The organism is Actinoallomurus iriomotensis (assembly GCF_030269445.1).
Classification (GTDB): Bacteria; Actinomycetota; Actinomycetes; order Streptosporangiales; family Streptosporangiaceae; genus Actinoallomurus; species Actinoallomurus iriomotensis.
Genome location: NZ_BSTJ01000013.1, coordinates 52,777 through 70,744, shown reverse-complemented (window position 1 = coordinate 70,744; position 17,968 = coordinate 52,777). Strand labels below are relative to the sequence as shown.

15 protein-coding genes are annotated in these 17,968 nt (G+C 70.7%); 3 read left to right on the top strand and 12 right to left on the bottom strand.

Annotation, left to right across the window (positions count from 1 at the left end; translation table 11 throughout):
- Entirely contained in the window at positions 1-1,938 is a 1,938-nt protein-coding gene (locus QSK37_RS41155; protein WP_285632330.1) for a glycoside hydrolase family 127 protein, read from the bottom strand.
- A 206-nt stretch (positions 1,939-2,144) separates the two neighbouring features.
- On the opposite strand from QSK37_RS41155, the gene QSK37_RS41150 reads away from it, so the two are divergent.
- Positions 2,145-3,167: a LacI family DNA-binding transcriptional regulator gene (locus tag QSK37_RS41150; RefSeq protein ID WP_285632328.1), complete on the top strand. Its 1,023-nt coding sequence runs from the start codon at positions 2,145-2,147 to the stop codon at positions 3,165-3,167.
- A gap of 65 nt (positions 3,168-3,232) precedes the next feature.
- On the opposite strand, the gene QSK37_RS41145 is transcribed toward QSK37_RS41150, so the two are convergent.
- The 8 genes from QSK37_RS41145 to QSK37_RS41110 all read right to left on the bottom strand — a co-directional run bounded on the left by QSK37_RS41145 (position 3,233) and on the right by QSK37_RS41110 (position 12,805).
- Positions 3,233-5,341 carry a glycoside hydrolase family 31 protein gene (locus QSK37_RS41145; RefSeq protein ID WP_285632327.1) on the bottom strand — a complete coding sequence of 703 codons (2,109 nt, stop codon included), beginning with the start codon at positions 5,339-5,341 and terminating at the stop codon, positions 3,233-3,235.
- A 173-nt stretch (positions 5,342-5,514) separates the two neighbouring features.
- Entirely contained in the window at positions 5,515-6,360 is an 846-nt protein-coding gene (locus QSK37_RS41140; protein WP_285632326.1) for an ATP-binding cassette domain-containing protein, read from the bottom strand.
- Positions 6,357-7,394, bottom strand: coding sequence for an ABC transporter permease (locus QSK37_RS41135; RefSeq protein WP_285632324.1), 1,038 nt, complete (start codon positions 7,392-7,394; stop codon positions 6,357-6,359). The genes QSK37_RS41140 and QSK37_RS41135 overlap by 4 nt, the downstream gene beginning before the upstream one ends.
- A gap of 81 nt (positions 7,395-7,475) precedes the next feature.
- On the bottom strand, positions 7,476-8,456 hold the full coding sequence (locus QSK37_RS41130; protein ID WP_285576497.1) for a sugar ABC transporter substrate-binding protein: 981 nt from the start codon (positions 8,454-8,456) through the stop codon (positions 7,476-7,478).
- 151 nt (positions 8,457-8,607) lie between these two features.
- Positions 8,608-9,150: a hypothetical protein gene (locus tag QSK37_RS41125; RefSeq protein WP_285632322.1), complete on the bottom strand. Its 543-nt coding sequence runs from the start codon at positions 9,148-9,150 to the stop codon at positions 8,608-8,610.
- 9 nt (positions 9,151-9,159) lie between these two features.
- Positions 9,160-11,019 (bottom strand): 3D-(3,5/4)-trihydroxycyclohexane-1,2-dione acylhydrolase (decyclizing), encoded by a 1,860-nt coding sequence (gene iolD / locus QSK37_RS41120; protein ID WP_285632319.1) that lies wholly within the window; start codon positions 11,017-11,019, stop codon positions 9,160-9,162.
- Between the two features lie 2 nt (positions 11,020-11,021).
- A complete protein-coding gene (gene iolB / locus QSK37_RS41115; protein ID WP_285632317.1) occupies positions 11,022-11,870 on the bottom strand; it encodes a 5-deoxy-glucuronate isomerase in 849 nt (282 codons plus the stop codon).
- Positions 11,867-12,805, bottom strand: coding sequence for a Cgl0159 family (beta/alpha)8-fold protein (locus QSK37_RS41110; RefSeq protein ID WP_285632280.1), 939 nt, complete (start codon positions 12,803-12,805; stop codon positions 11,867-11,869). Before QSK37_RS41110 ends, iolB begins: the two co-directional genes overlap by 4 nt.
- Before the next feature lie 155 nt (positions 12,806-12,960).
- On the opposite strand from QSK37_RS41110, the gene QSK37_RS41105 reads away from it, so the two are divergent.
- On the top strand, positions 12,961-14,157 hold the full coding sequence (locus QSK37_RS41105) for an RNA-guided endonuclease InsQ/TnpB family protein (RefSeq protein ID WP_285632277.1): 1,197 nt from the start codon (positions 12,961-12,963) through the stop codon (positions 14,155-14,157).
- 36 nt (positions 14,158-14,193) lie between these two features.
- On the opposite strand, the gene iolC is transcribed toward QSK37_RS41105, so the two are convergent.
- The 3 genes from iolC to QSK37_RS41090 are packed head-to-tail and all read right to left on the bottom strand — an operon-like array spanning position 14,194 to position 17,021.
- Positions 14,194-15,123 (bottom strand): 5-dehydro-2-deoxygluconokinase, encoded by a 930-nt coding sequence (gene iolC, locus QSK37_RS41100; protein WP_285632274.1) that lies wholly within the window; start codon positions 15,121-15,123, stop codon positions 14,194-14,196.
- A 51-nt stretch (positions 15,124-15,174) separates the two neighbouring features.
- A complete protein-coding gene (locus tag QSK37_RS41095) occupies positions 15,175-16,026 on the bottom strand; it encodes a TIM barrel protein (protein WP_285632270.1) in 852 nt (283 codons plus the stop codon).
- The gene (locus QSK37_RS41090) at positions 16,023-17,021 is read right to left on the bottom strand and encodes a Gfo/Idh/MocA family protein (RefSeq protein WP_285632267.1); all 999 of its coding nucleotides are present in this window, start codon (positions 17,019-17,021) and stop codon (positions 16,023-16,025) included. The genes QSK37_RS41095 and QSK37_RS41090 overlap by 4 nt, the downstream gene beginning before the upstream one ends.
- 179 nt (positions 17,022-17,200) lie before the next feature.
- Here QSK37_RS41090 and QSK37_RS41085 point away from each other — a divergent pair, with 179 nt between their 5' ends.
- Positions 17,201-17,938, top strand: a complete 738-nt coding sequence (locus QSK37_RS41085) for a GntR family transcriptional regulator (protein ID WP_285632264.1) — start codon at positions 17,201-17,203, stop codon at positions 17,936-17,938.
- Positions 17,939-17,968: the final 30 nt, after the last annotated feature.

Below are 17,968 nucleotides of genomic sequence, written 5' to 3'. Positions count from 1 at the left end.
TCAGGAGGTGGGCAGCCAGACGCGCATGCTGCCGACGGTGCGGTTGGCCCACGCGAAGTACGGCACGGCGACCAGTTCCAGGGGGGTGCCCGGAGCCTGGGGCGAGCCGGCGGGGACGTACGGCCACCAGCCCGGCTCGGGAAGCGACCGCCGGTACCCCGTGCCGACGACGGTGACGACTCCGCCGAGCAGGTCGGGGCGTTCCTTGGCGGTCAGCGGGCCGCCGGCCTCGATCACGACGTCGTCGAGGCCCCCGCCGGGGTGGTCGGCCTGTTCGAGGCAGTAGACGAGCGGGCCGCGCTCGATCGCGACGCAGCCGCGTACCGCGTCCACCCGTGGGTCGGCGGACACCAGGCGCGGGGCCAACTCAAGGTCCAGGAGCAGCTCCTCGCCGGCGCTCCACGATCGGTGGATCCGGAGCCAGCCGTCCTCGACGTCGACGTGAGCGTCGGCGGCGACGCCGCCGACGGTGTACTCGGTGCACCATTGCGGGATTCGCAACGAGAGCGTCCAGGACGTGCCGGGGGTCCGCTCGACGGTGACGGCGATACGACCTCGCCACGGGTACTCGGTGTCAACGCTCACCTCCACCGGCGCACCGCCGGCCTCGCCGTGGAAGACGCCGGAGGCGTACTGGTGGATCTGCAGGCCACGGCCGTCGGTGGAGGTGAGGTAATGCTCCATGCTGGCGAGCAGGCGCATCACGTTCGGCGGACAACAGGCGCAACGGAACCAGCGGGTCCGGCGAGACGACTGGTCGCCGCCCCCGTCGACGTAGCCGTCGCGCACCTGGAGCGGGTTGACGTAGAGCCAGCTCTCGCCGTCCAGTGACATCCCGGCGAGGAAGCCGTTGAACAGGGTGCGCTCGACCAGGTCGCTGTAGCGGGCCTGCCCGGTCAGCAGGGCCATCCGCCAGCCGAACTGGACGGACGCGATGGCGGCGCAGGTCTCGCAGTACGCGCGCTCGGTCGGCAACTCGTACGGGTCGCCGAAGTCCTCCTTGTCGTGGTGCGCGCCGACACCGCCGGTCAGGTGGGTCTTCGTGGCGGCCATGGCGTGCCACAACCGGGCGCTCGCCGCGGCGAGGGACTCGTCGCCGGTCTCGATCGCCAGGTCGGCGACGGCGGCCAGGAGGTACAGCTGGCGCACGGCGTGGCCCTCGACGGTGTCGGCCTCGCGCAGCGGCACCCGGTCCTGGCAGTACGCCTCGTGACCGTGCAGGCCGTGGCCATGCCGGTCGACGAAGTAGCCGGCGAGGTCGAGGTGGCGCTGGTCGCCGGTCTCGCGGTACAGCTCGGCGAGCGCGGTCTCGACCTCCGGGTGAGCGTCGAACCCGTCGATCGGCCGGCCGCTGCCCGGCGGCCCGAAGACGATGCCGATGTGGTCGGCGAACCCACAGGCCACGTCGAGGAGCTCCGTACGCCCTGTGGCGCGGTGGTGGGCGATGGCGGCCTGGATGAGGTGGCCGGCGTTGTACAGCTCGTGCCCCCACCGCAGATCGCTGTACCGGCCGGCGCCTCGACCGGACTGGAACCAGGTATTGAGGTAACCGTCTTCCTGCTGTGCCTCGGCGACCAGAGTGATGACGCGGTCGACCTCTTCGGTCAGGGCGGTGGTGTCCCGGCCGGCCACGGTGTCCTGAGCGAGTTGCCAGGACGCCGCCTCCAGCCACTTGTAGACGTCGGTGTCCTGGAAGGGGTAATCGCCACGGAAGGCGCCCTGGGCCTTCCCCGCGACCAGGCGCAGGTTGTGCAGGTTGCCCGCGGACTCCAGCAGCCGCGACCCCTGCGGGATGCCGGCCTGGGCGTTCGTCAGGCGCCGGTCATACCAGAAGCCGCCGGTCACCGCCGGTGCCTCGGTCGGGCGCAGAGCGGCTCGGGTCTGCGGACCGAGCCGGATGGGGCCGGTTCCGGCGGCGGACGAGGACGTACGGGACATGGATCTCCCCGGTTCGGCAGCGGCTTGCCCAGCCAGGCACCGCCACAAACTTGCGCAAACCTTTTTTCACGCTGGAAGGTACGGTTACCGCGCTAAGCCGTCAAGAGCGTTGCTCATGGTTTTTCAAGCTGCTTGCGCGATTTGGCCAGCACGCAGCGGCGATGGCACCATAGAGCCAGTAGAAATTAGTGAGCAAAGGATTGCGCATGGCGGGACGGAGTCACAGCACCTCCAGGCCCAGGGTCACGTTGAGCGACGTGGCCGAACTGGCAGGGGTGAGCGTCGGCACGGCTTCCCGGGCCCTCAGCGGCAATGGGCGCATGCGGCCCGAGACCCGCCGACGAGTCAAGGACGCCGCCCAGTCGCTCGACTTTCGTCCCAACCAGCAGGCCCAGAGTCTGCACACCGGCCGTAGCTGGACCGTGGGTCTGATCACCACCGACGGTATCGGCCGCTTCAGCATCCCGGTGCTGCTCGGCGCCGAGGACGCTCTGGGCGCGGGCCGGATCTCCGTCTTGCTCTGCGACACGCGCGGCGACCTCATCCGCGAACGCCACCACCTGCAGAATCTCATGGACCGGCGGGTCGACGGCATCATCGTCACCGGTCGCCGCACCGACCCGCGCCCGCCGCTGTCCGGCCTCCACGACGGCATCCCCGTCGCCTACGCCCTCTCCCCCTCCACCGATCCCTCGGACATCTCGATCGTCTCCGACGATGAGCAGGGCTGCGGGCTGGCCATCGAACACCTCCTGGGCGGCGGCCGTACCCGGATCGCCCACGTCACCGGCCCGGCCCACCACGCGGCGGCCGCCGACCGCGCCCGCTTCACCGAACGCCTGCTGAACGATGCCTCACTGGGGTTCGCCACTGGCCGGGCTCATTTCGGCGACTGGAGCGAAGCGTGGGGCCGGCGGGCGGCGGAGACGGTCCTGCGAGCGGCGCCCGACACCGACGCCTTCTTCTGCGGCAACGACCAGATCGCCCGCGGTGTGGCGGACACCCTGCGCGAGCGGGACGTCCAGGTGCCCGACCAGGTCGCCGTCATCGGCTACGACAACTGGGACGCGATGACCCTTGCGGCCCGGCCCCCCTTGACCACCGTCGAGGTCGGCCTGACCGAGATCGGACGCATCGCCGCCCTGCGTCTCCTCGAAGCGATCGATGACAAGCCGTCACCGGGCCTGCACCGGGTCCCGTGCCGGCTGGTCGTCCGCGATTCCGCCTGACCAGCGCGCCGCTCAGCGTCGTCGGGTGAGCCCGGACGGCACGCGGTGCCGTCCGGGCTCGTCTCTCAGTGGCGCAGGGCGCCGATCAGGGACTTGGTGTCGGCGGTGCCCATCCGGACGAACAGCGGCAGGGTGCCCAGGTCCGTCGGGTAGGCCTTCAGGTCGCCGTGGACGACCTTGCCGCGCGCCACGTCGTACCAGGCGCCCGGCGGGAGATGGACGTCGCGGCTCGTGCCCGCCGACAGGAGCGGCGCGGCCAGCAGCGAGTCGCCCAGGAGCCACTCGTCGCCCACGGTGTACGACGCCTGGTCCGACGGGAAGGCGAAGAACAGCGGCTGCATGATCGGGTCACCCGTGTTCAGCGTCCGCCGCACCTGCCGCTCGATGTAGGGCGTGAGGCGCTTGTGCACGTCGAGGGCCTTCGCGTACAGCTTCGCCGTGTCGGCGTCGTAGTCGACCCACTTCTTGTTCACGTAGTCGTAGACGCGGACCGGCGACGTGGACGAGTAGACGAGGGGCATCGCGGCGGCCGCCTGCGCCCAGCGGATCAGGACCTCCTTCGACGGCGGAGGCTGACCCTCCGAGCCGCCGACCATGTCGGTCTCCACGAACGGGTAGCCGATGGTGGAGATCGCCAGGCTCTGGTGGATCGCCGCCTGAAGCGACTTCCAGTCGGTGCCCTTGTCGATCTCGCGGGTCACGAAGCCGTACTTCTGCGACCCGGTCCAGTGGATCCGCACGCCGACGCCCTGCTGGTCGAACTCGTCGGTGAGCTGGGCGCCCAGCTTGACGTAGTCGTTCGCGGTGTAGCCGGACGCGGGGGCGCACGTCTCGTCGTAGAAGCGGGTGTCGAACTTGAAGCCGTCCACGCCGTACTTCTGCTGGAGCGCCTTCAGCTGTCCCTCATACCAGGCGCGGGCGTCGGGGTTGCCGAGGTCGACGATGCCCGCCTTGCCGTTCCACCAGGTGACCGTGCACGGCTGGGACGGGTCGTCCTTGGACTTCAGCAGGTATCCCTTGTCCGCGGCGACCTTGTAGTTGTCGGCGTCGAGGTTGATCCACAGCGTCACCCAGAGGCCGAACTTGTAGCCCAGCGAGTGCACCTCGTCCGACATGGCCTTCGGGTCGGGGAACTTGCCGTTGAAGGTGAAGTCGCCGTAGTGGCTCATCCAGCCATCGTCGAGCGACATCGTGTGGCCGGGCACGCCCGCGTCGTGCAGGCGGTGGACGTAGTCCAGGAAGCTCGCCTGGTCCACGTTCGTGTAGAACTGCGCCCAGGAGTTCCACAGCGGCGTCTCGTACTGGTACGCCTCGGCGTCACTCTTGGCCGGTTTGCCGGTGATGCCGATGTAGTCGTCGTAGACCGCCTTGGGGGTCTTCTCCACGAAGAAGGTGGCGGCGAGGTTCGGCGTCCCGGTCACCTCCATGCCGGCGACGCCCGGCGTGTCCTTGCCGAGGGAGACCTTCATCAGGTCCTGCGTGTCGAACCAGATGCCGGCCGCCGACTGGGTGAACCAGAACGGGTCCACCATCTGGTACGACGCGGGTCCGAACGCGTCGTCGGCGACCTTGCCCGAGTCGAGCGGCCAGGGCTGGTCGGTGTACGGGCCGCCGGCGTCCGTGCTCGCCTCACCGTGCCCGTACCAGTGCCCGGCGGAGCCCATGGCGAAGTGCATGCCGGTGGACTCCGGCGTCGCGCCCTGGACGACGCTCTCCAGGCGGTACCGGTCGGCGGACGGGGTGATCTTCACCGCCAGCGTCGCCGCGGCGTCGGTCGTGCCCACCTGGAGGGTCAGCACGCCGCGGGACCAGCTCGCCTTCCGCACGCCGGTGGCGGTGACCCGGCCGCCCGGGCCGGAGAAGCCGATCGCGTCGGTGTTCGTGGTGGCCAGCACCGTACGGCCGGCGCGGCGGGTCGTGATCTGGAACTTTTGCTTCGCCACGACCACCTGGTAGGCGGGCGTGGTCAGCGTGATGTCGCTCGCGCCGTCGCGGTACTTCACGGCGGGCGCGGCGGACGCCGAACCCGCGGTCAGGGACGTCGCGACGAGCGCGAGGGCGATTAGCGGGTGGAACAGTCGGCGGGATCTCAGCGCGATCACCTCGCGTGCTCGGGGAGCCGAATGGAGCCGGATCGGCGAGCGGTCCAGCGTGCTCCCCGCCGGACTGCTCATTCTTGCGCACTACTGCGGAATACTGCGCATAAACGAACACCACGTCAAGATCTTCCTCCGACCCGAGCGGCGACCGGAGCCCGAGACACCCACGAACGCGGCCCTACCGGTGCAGGCGAACAGCGATCCGCCCTGCCCGGCTCGTGCCGGGCAGGGCGGATCGGGGTGAAGGGTCAGTCGGAGACGCCGAGGTCGCGGGCGTCCTCGCGGAGTTCCGGGGCGCCCTGGACGCCCGCGCTCTCCAGCTCGTGCGCCAGCTCCTCCAGTTCCGCGCCGCCCGCCATCTCGGCGGTCAGCTCTGCGAGGGAGATGTCCTCCTTGGTGTGGTACCCGAGGGTGCGGCCCCGCTTGAGCAGCAGGAACCGGTCCCCCACCGGGTACGCGTGGTGCGGGTTGTGGGAGATGAAGATGACGCCGAGACCGCGTTCGCGGGCCTGGGCGATGTAGCGGAGCACGACGCCCGCCTGCTTGACGCCGAGCGCGGCGGTCGGTTCGTCCAGGATCAGCACCTTCGCGCCGAAGTACACCGCGCGGGCGATCGCGACGCACTGGCGTTCGCCGCCCGACAGCGTGCCGATCGGCTGGTCGACGTCGCGCAGGTCGATCCCCATGTCGAGGAGTTCCCTCTTGGCCGTCGACCGCATGAACGGGATGTCGAGCCGCTTGAACGGGCCGGCGCCGGTGCGCTTCTCCGAGCCGAGGAAGAAGTTGCGCCACACCGGCATGAGCGGCACGACGGCCAGGTCCTGGTAGACCGTCGCGATGCCGCGTTCGAGCGCCTCGCGGGGCGAGCCGAACGACACCTTCTCACCCTCGACCCGGAACACGCCCTCGTCGTGCCGGTGCAGACCGGCGACGATCTTGATGAGGGTGGACTTGCCCGCGCCGTTGTCGCCGAGCACGCAGGTGATCTCGCTCGCGCCGACCTCCAGGTCGATGTCGCGCAGCGCGATGATGTTCCCGTACCGCTTGCCGACGCCCTCCAGCCGCACCAGCGGCGCTTCCTCGGTCGTGCTCATTTTCCTGCCTCCGCCCGGCGCCGTACGACCAGGTTGACCACGGTGGCGGCGAGCAGCATCGCGCCGAGGAAGAACTTGAACCAGTCCGGGTTCCACTCGGCGTACACGATGCCGTTGCTCGTCATGCCCCAGATGAAGGCCCCGATCGCCGCGCCGATCGCCGAACCGTACCCGCCGGTCAGCAGGCAGCCGCCGACGACCGCGCAGATGATGTAGAAGAACTCGTTGCCGACGCCCTCACCGGACTGCACGGACTTGAAGTTGAACAGGATGTGCATCCCGTAGAACCACGCCGTGAAGGACACGCCCATGAACAGGGCGATCTTCGTACGGGTGACCGGCACGCCGACCGCGCGGGCGCTGGCGGCCGACCCGCCGACCGCGAAGATCCAGTTGCCCGAGCGGGTGCGCAGCAGCAGCCACGTCGCGATCGCCACGAACACGATCCACCACAGCACGCTGATGTTCACCTGGACGCCGCCGATCGTGAAGTCGCGGGCGAACACGGCGCGGGCCTGGGAGAACCCGTCCATGTCCTCGATCGACGGCGTCGCCACGTTGTGCGTGATCAGCTTGGTGAACCCCAGGTTGAGGCCGGCCAGCATGAAGAAGGTGCCGAGCGTCACGATGAAGCTCGGCAGCCCCGTCCTGACGTACAGCAGGCCGTTGAGGAAGCCCAGCGCGAGGGTCACCACGAGGGAGACCACCACGCCCACCCAGACGTTCAGCGTGAGCTCGTAGCTGAACATCGACGCGATCAGCGCCGAGGAGGTGACCATCACCCCCGCGGACAGGTCGAACTCCCCGCCGATCATCAGCAGCGACACCGAAACGGCCATGATGCCCATCGACGCGCTGGAGTACAGCACGGTCGAGAACGACGAGGCGCGCAGGAAGGCGTCGGCGACCAGAGAGAAGAAGACGAACAGGACGATGGCGCCGATGAGGGCGCCGATCTCCGGCCGTCCCAGCAACTTGCGGAACGACGAGCGGGCCGCGACGCGTTCGTCCGCGGCCGGCGGTGCGATGGTCATGAGTCCTCTTCCGTCGGAGAGAGTGACCACGGGGGCGCGCCTTCGATTCCCTCGCTTCGCTCGGTCATGGATGCGCCGTCCTTATCGGGTGCCCCGGTCCGCGTACGGTGCCACGGCGTCCGCGTTGGACTTGTCGACGATCGCCGGCCCGGTCAGCACGGGCTGGCCGCCGCCGAGGATGTCGCCGTTGCGCTTGTACAGCCACAGCTCGTCGACGGCCTCGTAGCCCTGCAGGTACGGCTGCTGGTCGACGGCGAACTGGATGCGGCCGTCCTTGATCGCCGTCACCAGGTCCTTGTTCATGTCGAACGTGGCGACCTTGGCCTTGCTCCCGCTGCCCTTGGCCGCGTCGACGGCGGTCAGCGCGATCTGGGCGTTGAGGGCCAGGATGCCGTCGATGCCCTTGTCGGCCTGGAGCTTGGCGGTGACCGCGGACTTGACCTGCGGCATGTTCGCGCCCTGCACGAACAGGTTCTGCATCTGGCCGGAGAAGGTCTTCTTCGCGCCCGCGCAGCGCGCCTCGAGACCGACGTTGCCCTGCTCGTGGATCAGGCAGACCGCCTTCTTGATCCCGGCCTTGTTGAGCTGCTCACCGGCCGCCTGACCGGCGATGTTCTCGTCCTGCCCGAAGTGGGCGAGCGCACCGAACTTGGCGGACTCCTCCGCGCCGGAGTTGATCGTCACGACCGGGATCTTGGCCGCGACGGCCTTGGCGACGACGTCCTTCAGCGCGTCCGGCTTGGCCAGGGTGACGATGAGGCCGTCGACGTGCTGGTCGATGTAGGACTGCACGAGCTGCGCCTGCTTGCCGCCGTCCGGGTCCGCGGCGTAGAGGAACTGCACGTTGTCCTTGGCGGACGCCGACTGCGCCCCCTTCTGCACGATGTCCCAGAACGCGTCGCCCTGAGCCGAGTGCGTGACCATGGCGATCTTGAGCCGGGGACCGCCGCTGCCGTTCAGGGCCTTGGTCGCCTGCTCGTCGGCCTTCTTCCCGCCCGAACTACTGCACGCGCTCAGCGCCAGAAGGCCGGCCAGGGCCGCGGCGATCACCTTCCGCTTCATGTCTCTGGGTCTCCTCTCGGGGGCACGCGCCTCATACGGCCGGAGCCACTGGCTGCGGTCCGGCCGCTGGTGGCGTGAGGGTACCGGCTCCGCCGGGTGTCGAACCGGCGCGGACCGTCTCTGTTCGGTTACGAGGGATCAAGGGGGCATCTCAGCTCCGGGGCAGCGCCGAGAAGAGCGCCGACCTCGCGGCGCCCGAGGCGAAGTAGCCGCGCAGGGTTCCGTTGCCGAGGGTGCCGCAACCATCGCTGATCGAGACCACGAGGTCGGGAGCGTCGGCGTATCCGGCGGTCAGGGTGGTCAGTCGCGTCGACGCCCAAGAGGGGCAGCTGTGATCGCCGGGTTCCAATGACGCTCCGCTCACCCTCTCCACGACGCGAGCGACGTCGCGTCGCTCCACCGAGACGCCCGACCGCAGTCCCAGGTTCCATCCGGTGATCTCCGAGCCCTCGTAGCGGCAGACGACGAGGCTTCGCGGGGTCCCGGAAATGAGCAGCTTCGCGTCGGTCGCGCGGTATCGGCCCTGCTGTCCTAACCGCCCTTCCCGCGGCGGAGTCGGAGGACAGCCGGCGGCGCCGGAGTGCACGAGCGCGTTGGTCGTGACGACGAACCCGGCCGCCACGGTCAGGCACAGTGCGATGGTCGACGCCGGGCCCGCCAGGTCCCGGCGTCGACCGCGCTTCTCCACGGTCATGTCCCGAGACTAGAGATAAGGACGCTGTGCCTGCTTGTCCTTCTCGTAGCGGGCGCGGGCCTCGCGTACGGTGTCCAGGCCGGAGACCTCGGCGACCGGGACGTCCCACCACGCCTCGCCGTCCGGGGCCGGACGCAGCGGGTCGGTCTCCACGTGTACGACCGTCGTCCCGGACGCGGCGCGGGCCCGCGCGAGGGCGTCGCGCAGTTCGGGGGCGGTACGCGCGGTGAACACCCGCGCGCCGAGGCTCGCGGCGTTGGCGGCGAGGTCGACGGGGAGCACCTCGCCGTCCAGGCCCGAGCCGGTGCGGTAGCGGTACCGGGTGCCGAACCGCTGCGCGCCGACCGACTCCGACAGGTTGCCGATCGAGGCGAAGCCGTGGTTCTGCACCAGGACGACGATGAGCTTGACGCCCTCCTGCACGGCGGTGACCAGCTCGCTGGACATCATGAGGTACGACCCGTCGCCGACCATGACGAACACCTCGCGGCCGGTGTCGCCGCCCTCGTCGAGGGCCATCTTCACGCCCAGGCCACCGGCGATCTCATATCCCATGCAGGAGTAGCCGTACTCGACGTGGTACCCCTTCGGATCGCGGGGCCGCCACAGTCGGTGCAGGTCACCGGGCATCGAACCGGCCGCGCACACCACGACGTCACACTCCCGCGCCGCCTCGCCCACGAGGCCGAGCACCTCGGCCTGGGCGGGCAGGCCCTCCTCCGACGGGTGGAACGCCTCGTCCACGACGGCGTTCCAGCGGCCGACGCGCTCGCGGGTCTCCTCCCGGTACGCCTCGGGCACCGACCAGCCCTCCAGCGCGCCGCGCAGCCCGGCCAGGCCGGCCGCCGCGTCGGCGACCAGCGAGACGCCGGCGTGCTTGGCCGCGTCGAACGCGGCCACGTTGAGGTTGACGAACCGGGCCCGGCCGAAGAGGCTGCGCGAGGCCGTCGTGAAGTCGCTGTAGCGGGTGCCGACGCCGATCACCACGTCGGCCTCGCGCGCCAGGGCGTTCGCGGCGGTCGTGCCGGTGGCGCCGATCGCGCCGGCCGCCTGCGGGTGGTCCCACGGCAGCGAACCCTTGCCGGCCTGGGTCTCCCCCACCGGGACGCCGGTCGCCTCGGCGAAGGCGCGCAGCTCATCCGTGGCACGCGAGTAGATCACGCCGCCGCCGGCCACGATCAGCGGCCGCTCGGCGCCGCGGATCAGCTCGGCCGCCCGCGCGAGCGCGGCGGGCTCGGGCACGGGCCGCGCCACGTGCCAGACCCGCTCGGCGAACAGTTCCTCGGGCCAGTCGTACGCCTCGGCCTGCACGTCCTGCGGCAACGCCAGGGTCACCGCGCCCGTCTCGGCCGGGTCGGTCAGCACGCGCATCGCGGCCAGCAGCGCCGAGGGAAGCTGCTCGGGCCGGTTGATCCGGTCCCAGAACCGCGACACCGGCTTGAACGCGTCGTTGACCGACACGTCGTACGAACGCGGATCCTCCAGCTCCTGGAGCACGGGGTTGGCGACGCGGGTCGCGAACACGTCACCGGGCAGCAGCAGCACCGGGATCCGGTTGACGGTCGCCAGCGCCGCGCCGGTCACCATGTTGGTCGCGCCGGGCCCGATCGAGCTGGTGCACGCGAACGCGCGCAGCCGGTCGTGCGCCCGCGCGAAACCGACCGCCGTGTGCACCATCGCCTGCTCGTTGCGCGCCTGGTAGTACGGCAGGTCCTGGCCGTACTCCAGCAGCGCCTCGCCGATCCCCGCGACGTTGCCGTGCCCGAAGATGCCGAAGCAGCCGGCGAAGAACCGCTGCCGTACGCCGTCGCGCTCGCTCCACTGGTTCGCCAGGAAACGGACGATCGCCTGTCCGGTGGTAAGCCTCATGATCACTCCGCTGCCGAGGTCAGGGGGAGGCGGGGGTCGGGCTCCTGCCCCGCCCAGGTCTCGCGGATCCACGCGTGCGCGGGATCGTCGCAGATCAGCCACTGCCGCTCCGCTCCCGGACCGGCCATGACGTTCAGGTAGTACAGGTCGTAGCCCGGCGTGGCCATCGACGGGCCGTGCCAGCCGTGCGGGATGACCACGACGTCTCCGGTGCGCACCTCGGCGAGCACGTCGATCGGCCGGTCCTCGGTGCCGTACACCCGTTGGTAGGCCATGCCGCCGCCGGCCACCTCGAAGTAGTAGATCTCCTCCAGCTCGCACTCGCCCTCGCGTGCCTCGTCGTGCTTGTGCGGCGGGTAGGACGACCAGCAGCCGCCCGGCGTGATCACCTCGCAGGCGATCAGCTTGTCGGCGTACGGGAAGGCCTCCGGGGTGCAGAAGTTGTTCACCTGGCGGCTGGCGACGCCCGCGCCCCGCAGCTCCACCGGGACGTCCTCGGCCGGGCCGTACCGGGCGGTCAGGCGCCGCTCGCACCGCGCCGACGGCAGCGCGAACCGCCCGTTCCCCCGTACGCGCACGGTGGCCTCTCTCGGCACGTACACGAAGTCGGTGACGCGGGAGAAGACGTCCTCGCGCCCGGCGACCTCGAAGGTCACGCCGTCGCACTCGACCGCGCAGCCGCCGTTCAGCGGCAGCACGAGCATCTCCTCCTCCCCCGTCTCGAACACGTGCTCTCCGTCGAGCTCCAGCGTCCGCAGCCCGGAGTAGGTCCAGCCCGCCGTCTCCGGCGTGACCACCAGACCGTACGGCGCGGACGCCGTGCTCCCCTGGGGCAGGTAGTGCTTTGTCAAGGCATGACCTCCACCGCCGCGTCCACGGCGGCCGCGACGTCGTCTCCGGGTGGGTACAGCAGGGTGCGGCCGGCCACGATGCCCATCACACTGGGCAGGGCCAGAGCCTTGCGCCAGGTCGCCAGTGCGGCGTCCCGGTCGTCGGTGACCTCACCGCCGAGCAGCAGCGCCGGCAGCGTCGAGGCCGCCATCACGCGCTCCATCTCGTCCACGACGGGCACCTTCAGCCAGGTGCAGGCCGAGGTCGCGCCCAGGCCCGAGGCGATCGCGACGGCCCGCGTCATGGCGTCCGGGGTGAGCACGTTGCGCACCCGGCCGCCGTCGCGCCGGGAGATGAACGGTTCGACCATCGCCATCAGCCCGTGCCGGGCGAGGTCGGTCACCGCGTGCGCGCACGACTCCAGCGTGCGGGCGGTCGCCGGGTCCTCGTCGTCGATCCGCAGCAGCATCTTGCCGCCGTCCAGGCCCCATTCGGCGATGGACGGCGCGTCGTAGGCGGTGAACCGGTCGTCGATCTCGAACGAGGTCCCGGCCAGCCCGCCGCGGTTCATCGAGCCGATCACGACCTTGTCGTCCAGGACGCCGAGGAGCAGCAGGTCCTCGATGACGTCGGGGGTGCCCAGTACGCCGTCCACGCCGGGCCGCTCCAGCGCGACGCAGAGCCGGCGCAGCAGCTCCGGGCGGTCGGCCATGGCCAGCGGCCGGTCACCGGCGGCGAGCGCGCCCCGCGCCGGATGGTCCGCCGCGACGATCATGAGCCGGCCGGACGGGCCGAGCAGCGAGGGCCGTCGTTTCCGGCGGGCCGCCGCCTCGGCGACGGCCCGCGGGCGGCGCGCGCGGATCTCGGTCAGCGCGCCGATCCGTCGCGCGAGCTCGCCGCGGTGCGTGTCGGTTCGTTCGCTCCGCTCGCTGATGGCACTACCTTCCTTCTTCATCTGAATCCTCCGAGGAGACCCCGCCGTTCAGGGCGGGGAGGAATCGGTCCCCTGCGGAGCAGGGCATGGGTAGCCGGATCGCCGTCACGGTGATCCGGCGTCCAGTCCCGGAAAGCCCACAGACAGTCACACGCTGACGCGATAGTTTGCGGACTGTGACCACCCCCCGTGTGAAGCGTGCGTTCAAATACCGCTTCTATCCCACCGATGCGCAGGCAGCGGAGCTGTCGCGCACGTTCGGGTGCGTGCGGAAGGTCTACAACCTGGCGCTGGAGGCCCGCACCGACGCCTGGAAGTCGCGGCGCGAACGCGTCGGCTACAACGCCACCTCGGCGATGCTGACGGCGTGGAAAAAGACCGAGGAACTGGCGTTCCTGAACGAGGTGTCCAGCGTTCCGCTGCAGCAGGCGCTGCGGCACCTGCAGACGGCGTTCACGAACTTCTTCACCAAGCGGGCCGGGTACCCACGCTTCAAGGCGAAGAAAAAGTCCCGCAAATCCGCCGAATACACCACCAGCGGGTTCCGGTTCGGTGAGGGGACACTCACTCTCGCCAAAATGGCAGAGCCGCTGAACATCGTCTGGTCGAGGCCCCTCCCACAGGGCGCCAAGCCTTCGACGGTGACGGTGTCCCAGGATTCGGCGGGACGCTGGTTCGTGTCCCTGCTGTGCGAAGACCCCGGTGTGCAGCCGCTCCCGGCCGGCGGTGACGCGGTGGGGATCGATGCTGGGCTGGAGCATCTGCTGACCCTGTCCACCAGCGAGAAGATCACCAACCCCCGGCACGAACGCCCGGACCGCGCCCGGCTCGCCCGGGCGCAGCGGGACCTGTCCCGCAAAGCCAAGGGTGAGGGGTCGAACCGGGCCAGGGCCCGGCGTAGGATCGCCCGGATCCACGCACGGATCGCCGACCGGCGCCGCGACAGTCTGCACAAGCTCACCACTCGACTCGTTCGTGAGAACCAAACGATCGTGATCGAGGACCTGACCGTCAAGAACATGCTGAAGAACCACGCACTGGCCCGCGCCATCTGCGATGCCGCATGGAGTGAGTTCCGCAGCATGCTCGAGTACAAAGCGCGATGGTACGGCCGTGAGGTGATCGTGGTCGATCGTTGGTTCCCCTCCTCCAAACTGTGCTCGGCCTGCGGCAGCCTGGCCGAGGCGATGCCCCTGGACGTCCGCATGTGGACGTGTGGCTGCGGCACGACCCATGACCGGGATGTGAACGCGGCGAAGAACCTCCTGGCCGCCGGGCTGGCGGTGTCGGCCTGTGGAGCCGGTGTAAGACCTCAACGGGGCTCCTCCCGGTCGGGGCTTTCGGCACTGAAGCAGGAAGCCCTACGGCGCTAGCCGTAGGAATCCCCCTCGTTCACGAGGGGGAGGAAGTCAACGGGAGAGCAGTTCCTCGACCTCGGCTGTGGTGGGCATCGCCTCCGAGCAGGCGATCCGCGAGGCAACGATCGCGCCGGCCGCGTTCGCGAAGCGGATGATCCGGCCGGCGTCCCAGCCGGCCAGCAGGCCGTGGCAGAGCGCGCCGCCGAACGCGTCGCCCGCACCGAGGCCGTTGACGACGTCGACCGGCACCGGCGGCGCCTCGACCACGCCCTCGTCATCGGCGGCCAGGACGCCCTTGGGCCCCTGCTTGACGATCGCCAGCCGCACGCCGCGCTCCCGCAGGGCGGCGGCGGCGCGGCGCGGGTCGCTCTCGCCCACCGCCACCGCGCACTCCTCCTGGTTGCCGACCGCGACGGTGGCGTGGTCGAGGGCCTTGTCCACCCAGTGCCGCGCCTCCTCCGGCGACGGCCAGAACATCGGCCGGTAGTCCAGGTCGAGCACGGTGGTCCCGGCGTGCGCCTCCAGGCCGGTGAGCGTCGCCGAACGGCTCGGCTCGTCGGACAGGCCGGTCACCGTCGCCCAGAAGACCGTCGCCGCGCGGATCGCGTCGAGGTCGAGCTCGTCCGCGCGGATCTCCATGTCGGGCGCCTTGGGGTAGCGGTAGAAGTACAGCGGGAAGTCGTCCGGCGGGAAGATCTCGCAGAACACCACCGGGGTGGGCAGCCCGGGCACCGGCGTCACGAAGCGGTCGTCCACGCCGTACCCGCGCAGCGCCCGATGGATGTAGCGCCCGAACGGGTCCTCGCCGGTCCGGGTGATCACCGCGGTGTTCCGCCCGTGGCGGGCGGCGGCCACCGCCACGTTCGTGGCGCTGCCGCCGAGGTACTTGCCGAACGTCTCGACGTCCTCCAGCGGTACGCCGATCTGCAGCGGGTAGACGTCGACGCTCACCCGCCCCATCGTGATGAGGTCAAAGGCCATGGCGGGCCTCCTCTCGGCGGTCGTGCTCGTCGATTCCCTCGTTCCGGTCGGTCATGCGGTCTCCATGAACGCCACGCTCGTCCGTACGTCGTCGATCGGGCCGGTGCCGGGGGGCGGCTCGGCGGTCAGGATCGTGTCCTGCTCCATGACATACCAACCGGTATAGCCCGCCGCGGCGAGGGCGTCGACGATTCCGGGGATGTCGACGTCGCCCTTGCCGAGGGGCCGGTAGACCCCCTGCCGCACGGCCTCGGTGTAGGCGAGCTCCCCGGCGCGCACCCGCGCGGCCAGCGAGGCGTCCACGTCCTTCAGGTGCACGTGGGCGATCCGGCCGGACGCCGCGCGGGCCAGCGCGAGCGGATCGGTGCCGCCGATGAGCAGGTGGCCGGTGTCGAGGCAGAGCCCGATCCGCGAGCCGGCCAGGACGCGGTCGACCTCGGCGGGGCCCTCCACGACCGTGCCGACGTGCGGATGCAGCGTGGCCAGCAGGCCGCGGGCCGCGGCGAGGTCGGCGACGCGGTCCAGGTTGGCCAGGAGGGTCCGCCAGCCGTCGTCGGTCAGGGCGGGCCGCTGGTCGTAGCCGTCCAGGCCGGTCGCGGCGGCCAGCACGAGCGTACGGGCGTCGCCGAAGCCGGCGAGCGCGCGTTCGACGTCCGGCAGCGGGTCGTGCCCGGGGTCATGGAGCACGACCGGCACGAACCCGCCGACCGCGCCGAGCCCGTACTCCGCCAGCAGCGCGGACCGCTCGGCCGGATCGGCCGGCAGGAACCCGTCCGGGCCGAACTCCGTCGCGGCGAGCCCGGTGTCCCGCATCTCGGCCAGCACGCGGCCGGGGGCCATCTGGTGCCCCCAGCCCGGCACCTCGCACACGCCCCAGGAGATGGGCGCGCCGGCGATCCTCATTCCTGGACCTCCTCGATCGTCACGGCACGCGCCTCCCGCCGGGACCGTTCGCACGCCTCGGCGACGTAGAACGCCGCCAGCGCATCCTCCGGCGGGCAGGGGCTCTCGGCCTCACCGGCGACGACCCGCAGGAACGCCCGCATCTCGGCCGTGTACGCGGGGCCGAACCGTTCGAGGAACCCGGTGCAGGGCGCGCCGGCATGCAGGAGGTCCCCGTCCGCGGTCGAGAGCGGCGTGTGCTCGGTGAGGCCGGCGACCAGGCTGTCCTTGGCGCCCAGCGCCTCCAGCCGCACGTCGTAGCCGGCCGCGTTGTAGCGGGTCTCGCTGATGATCGCGATGGTGCCGTCGTCCAGGGTGAGCAGGGCCGCGCCGGTGGCGACGTCGCCGCTCTCGGCGAAGTAGTCCTCGCCCTTGTTCGCGCCGACCGCTATGACCTGGACCACCTCGCGGCCGGTGACGAACCGGACACCGTCGATGTCGTGGACCGCGCAGTCGCGGAAGATGCCGCCGGAGACCGGGATGTAGCCGGGAGGCGGCGGCGCCGGGTCGAGGGTGCAGGACCGTACGGTGTGCAGCCAGCCGAGCCGCCCGGCCGCCACGGCGTCGCGCACGGCGACGTGACCCGCGTCGAAGCGGCGCTGGAACCCCATCTGGACCTGGCAGCCGGACTCCCGGACCGCCGCCATGACTTGGAGCGTTCCAACAATGTCCGGCGCGACGGGCTTCTCGCAGAACGCCGGAATGCCCGCCTCCGCCGCGCGCGTCACGAGGTCCGGGTGGGCGTCGGTCGCCGCCGCCACGACGATCCCGTCGAGACCGGAGGAGAACAGGTCGCCGACCGAGTCCGCCGCCCGCGCCCCGTGCTTGCGGGCGAGCGCCCTCGCCCGGTCGGCGTCGACATCGGCGATCAGGACCGACTCGACTTCTGGCAGGCCACCCAGGGTTTCGGCGTGCCGGGCCCCGATGCGCCCGGCTCCGGCGAGCCCGATTCTCATAGGGTCCTCCGTGGTAGAACGTGTGCGAGCCGCGTTACGAGCGGGTCAACTCGGTGTTCCCGAGTTTGCGGCCGGATCTCCGCCCATGTCAACGATTTGTCATGACATTAAGAGGTAATACCTAAGTAGGGGGCGTCGGGACGCTAGGATCGCGACATTCCGACCCTGAGGATCCCGAGGTGCAGCGACCAGCACTGACCGTCGACCGGAACAGCCCGGTCCCGCTCTACTTCCAGCTCGCGGAACAGCTGGAAGCCGCGATCGTGGCCGGGACGCTCACCCCCGGATCGCGCCTGGAGAACGAGATCGAACTCGCCGACCGGTGTGGCCTCTCCCGGCCGACCGTCCGTCAGGCGATCCAGCACCTGGTCGACAAGGGCCTGCTGGTACGCAAGCGCGGCGTCGGCACCCAGGTCGTCCAGGCGCAGGTCAAACGCCCCATCGAGCTCACCAGCCTGTACGACGACCTGGTCGCCTCCCAGCGCTCCCCGCGGACGAAGGTGCTGGAACTGGCCACCGCGCCGGCCGGCGACGAGGCCGCCAAGAACCTCGGCGTACCGCCCGGCACCCCCGTCATCCGCCTGCGCCGGCTGCGGCTGACCGACAGCGAGCCGCTGGCCCTGCTGACCAACCACCTGCCGGTCGACATCGTCGACCTGACCGCCGAGCGGCTGGAGAGCAACGGGCTGTACGAGATCCTGCGCGCGACCGGGGTCAACCTGCGGATCGCCAACCAGACCATCGGCGCCCGCGCCGCGACCACGGCGGAGGCCACCCTGCTGGACGAACGCCGCGGCGTACCCCTGCTCACCATGACCCGCACGGCCTTCGACGACAACGGCCGCGCCATCGAGTTCGCCACGCACGTCTACCGCGCGAGCCGCTACTCCTTCACCCTCACCCTCGTCGAACGCTGACCCCGGCGGCGAGCCTGGCCTGGCGCCGGC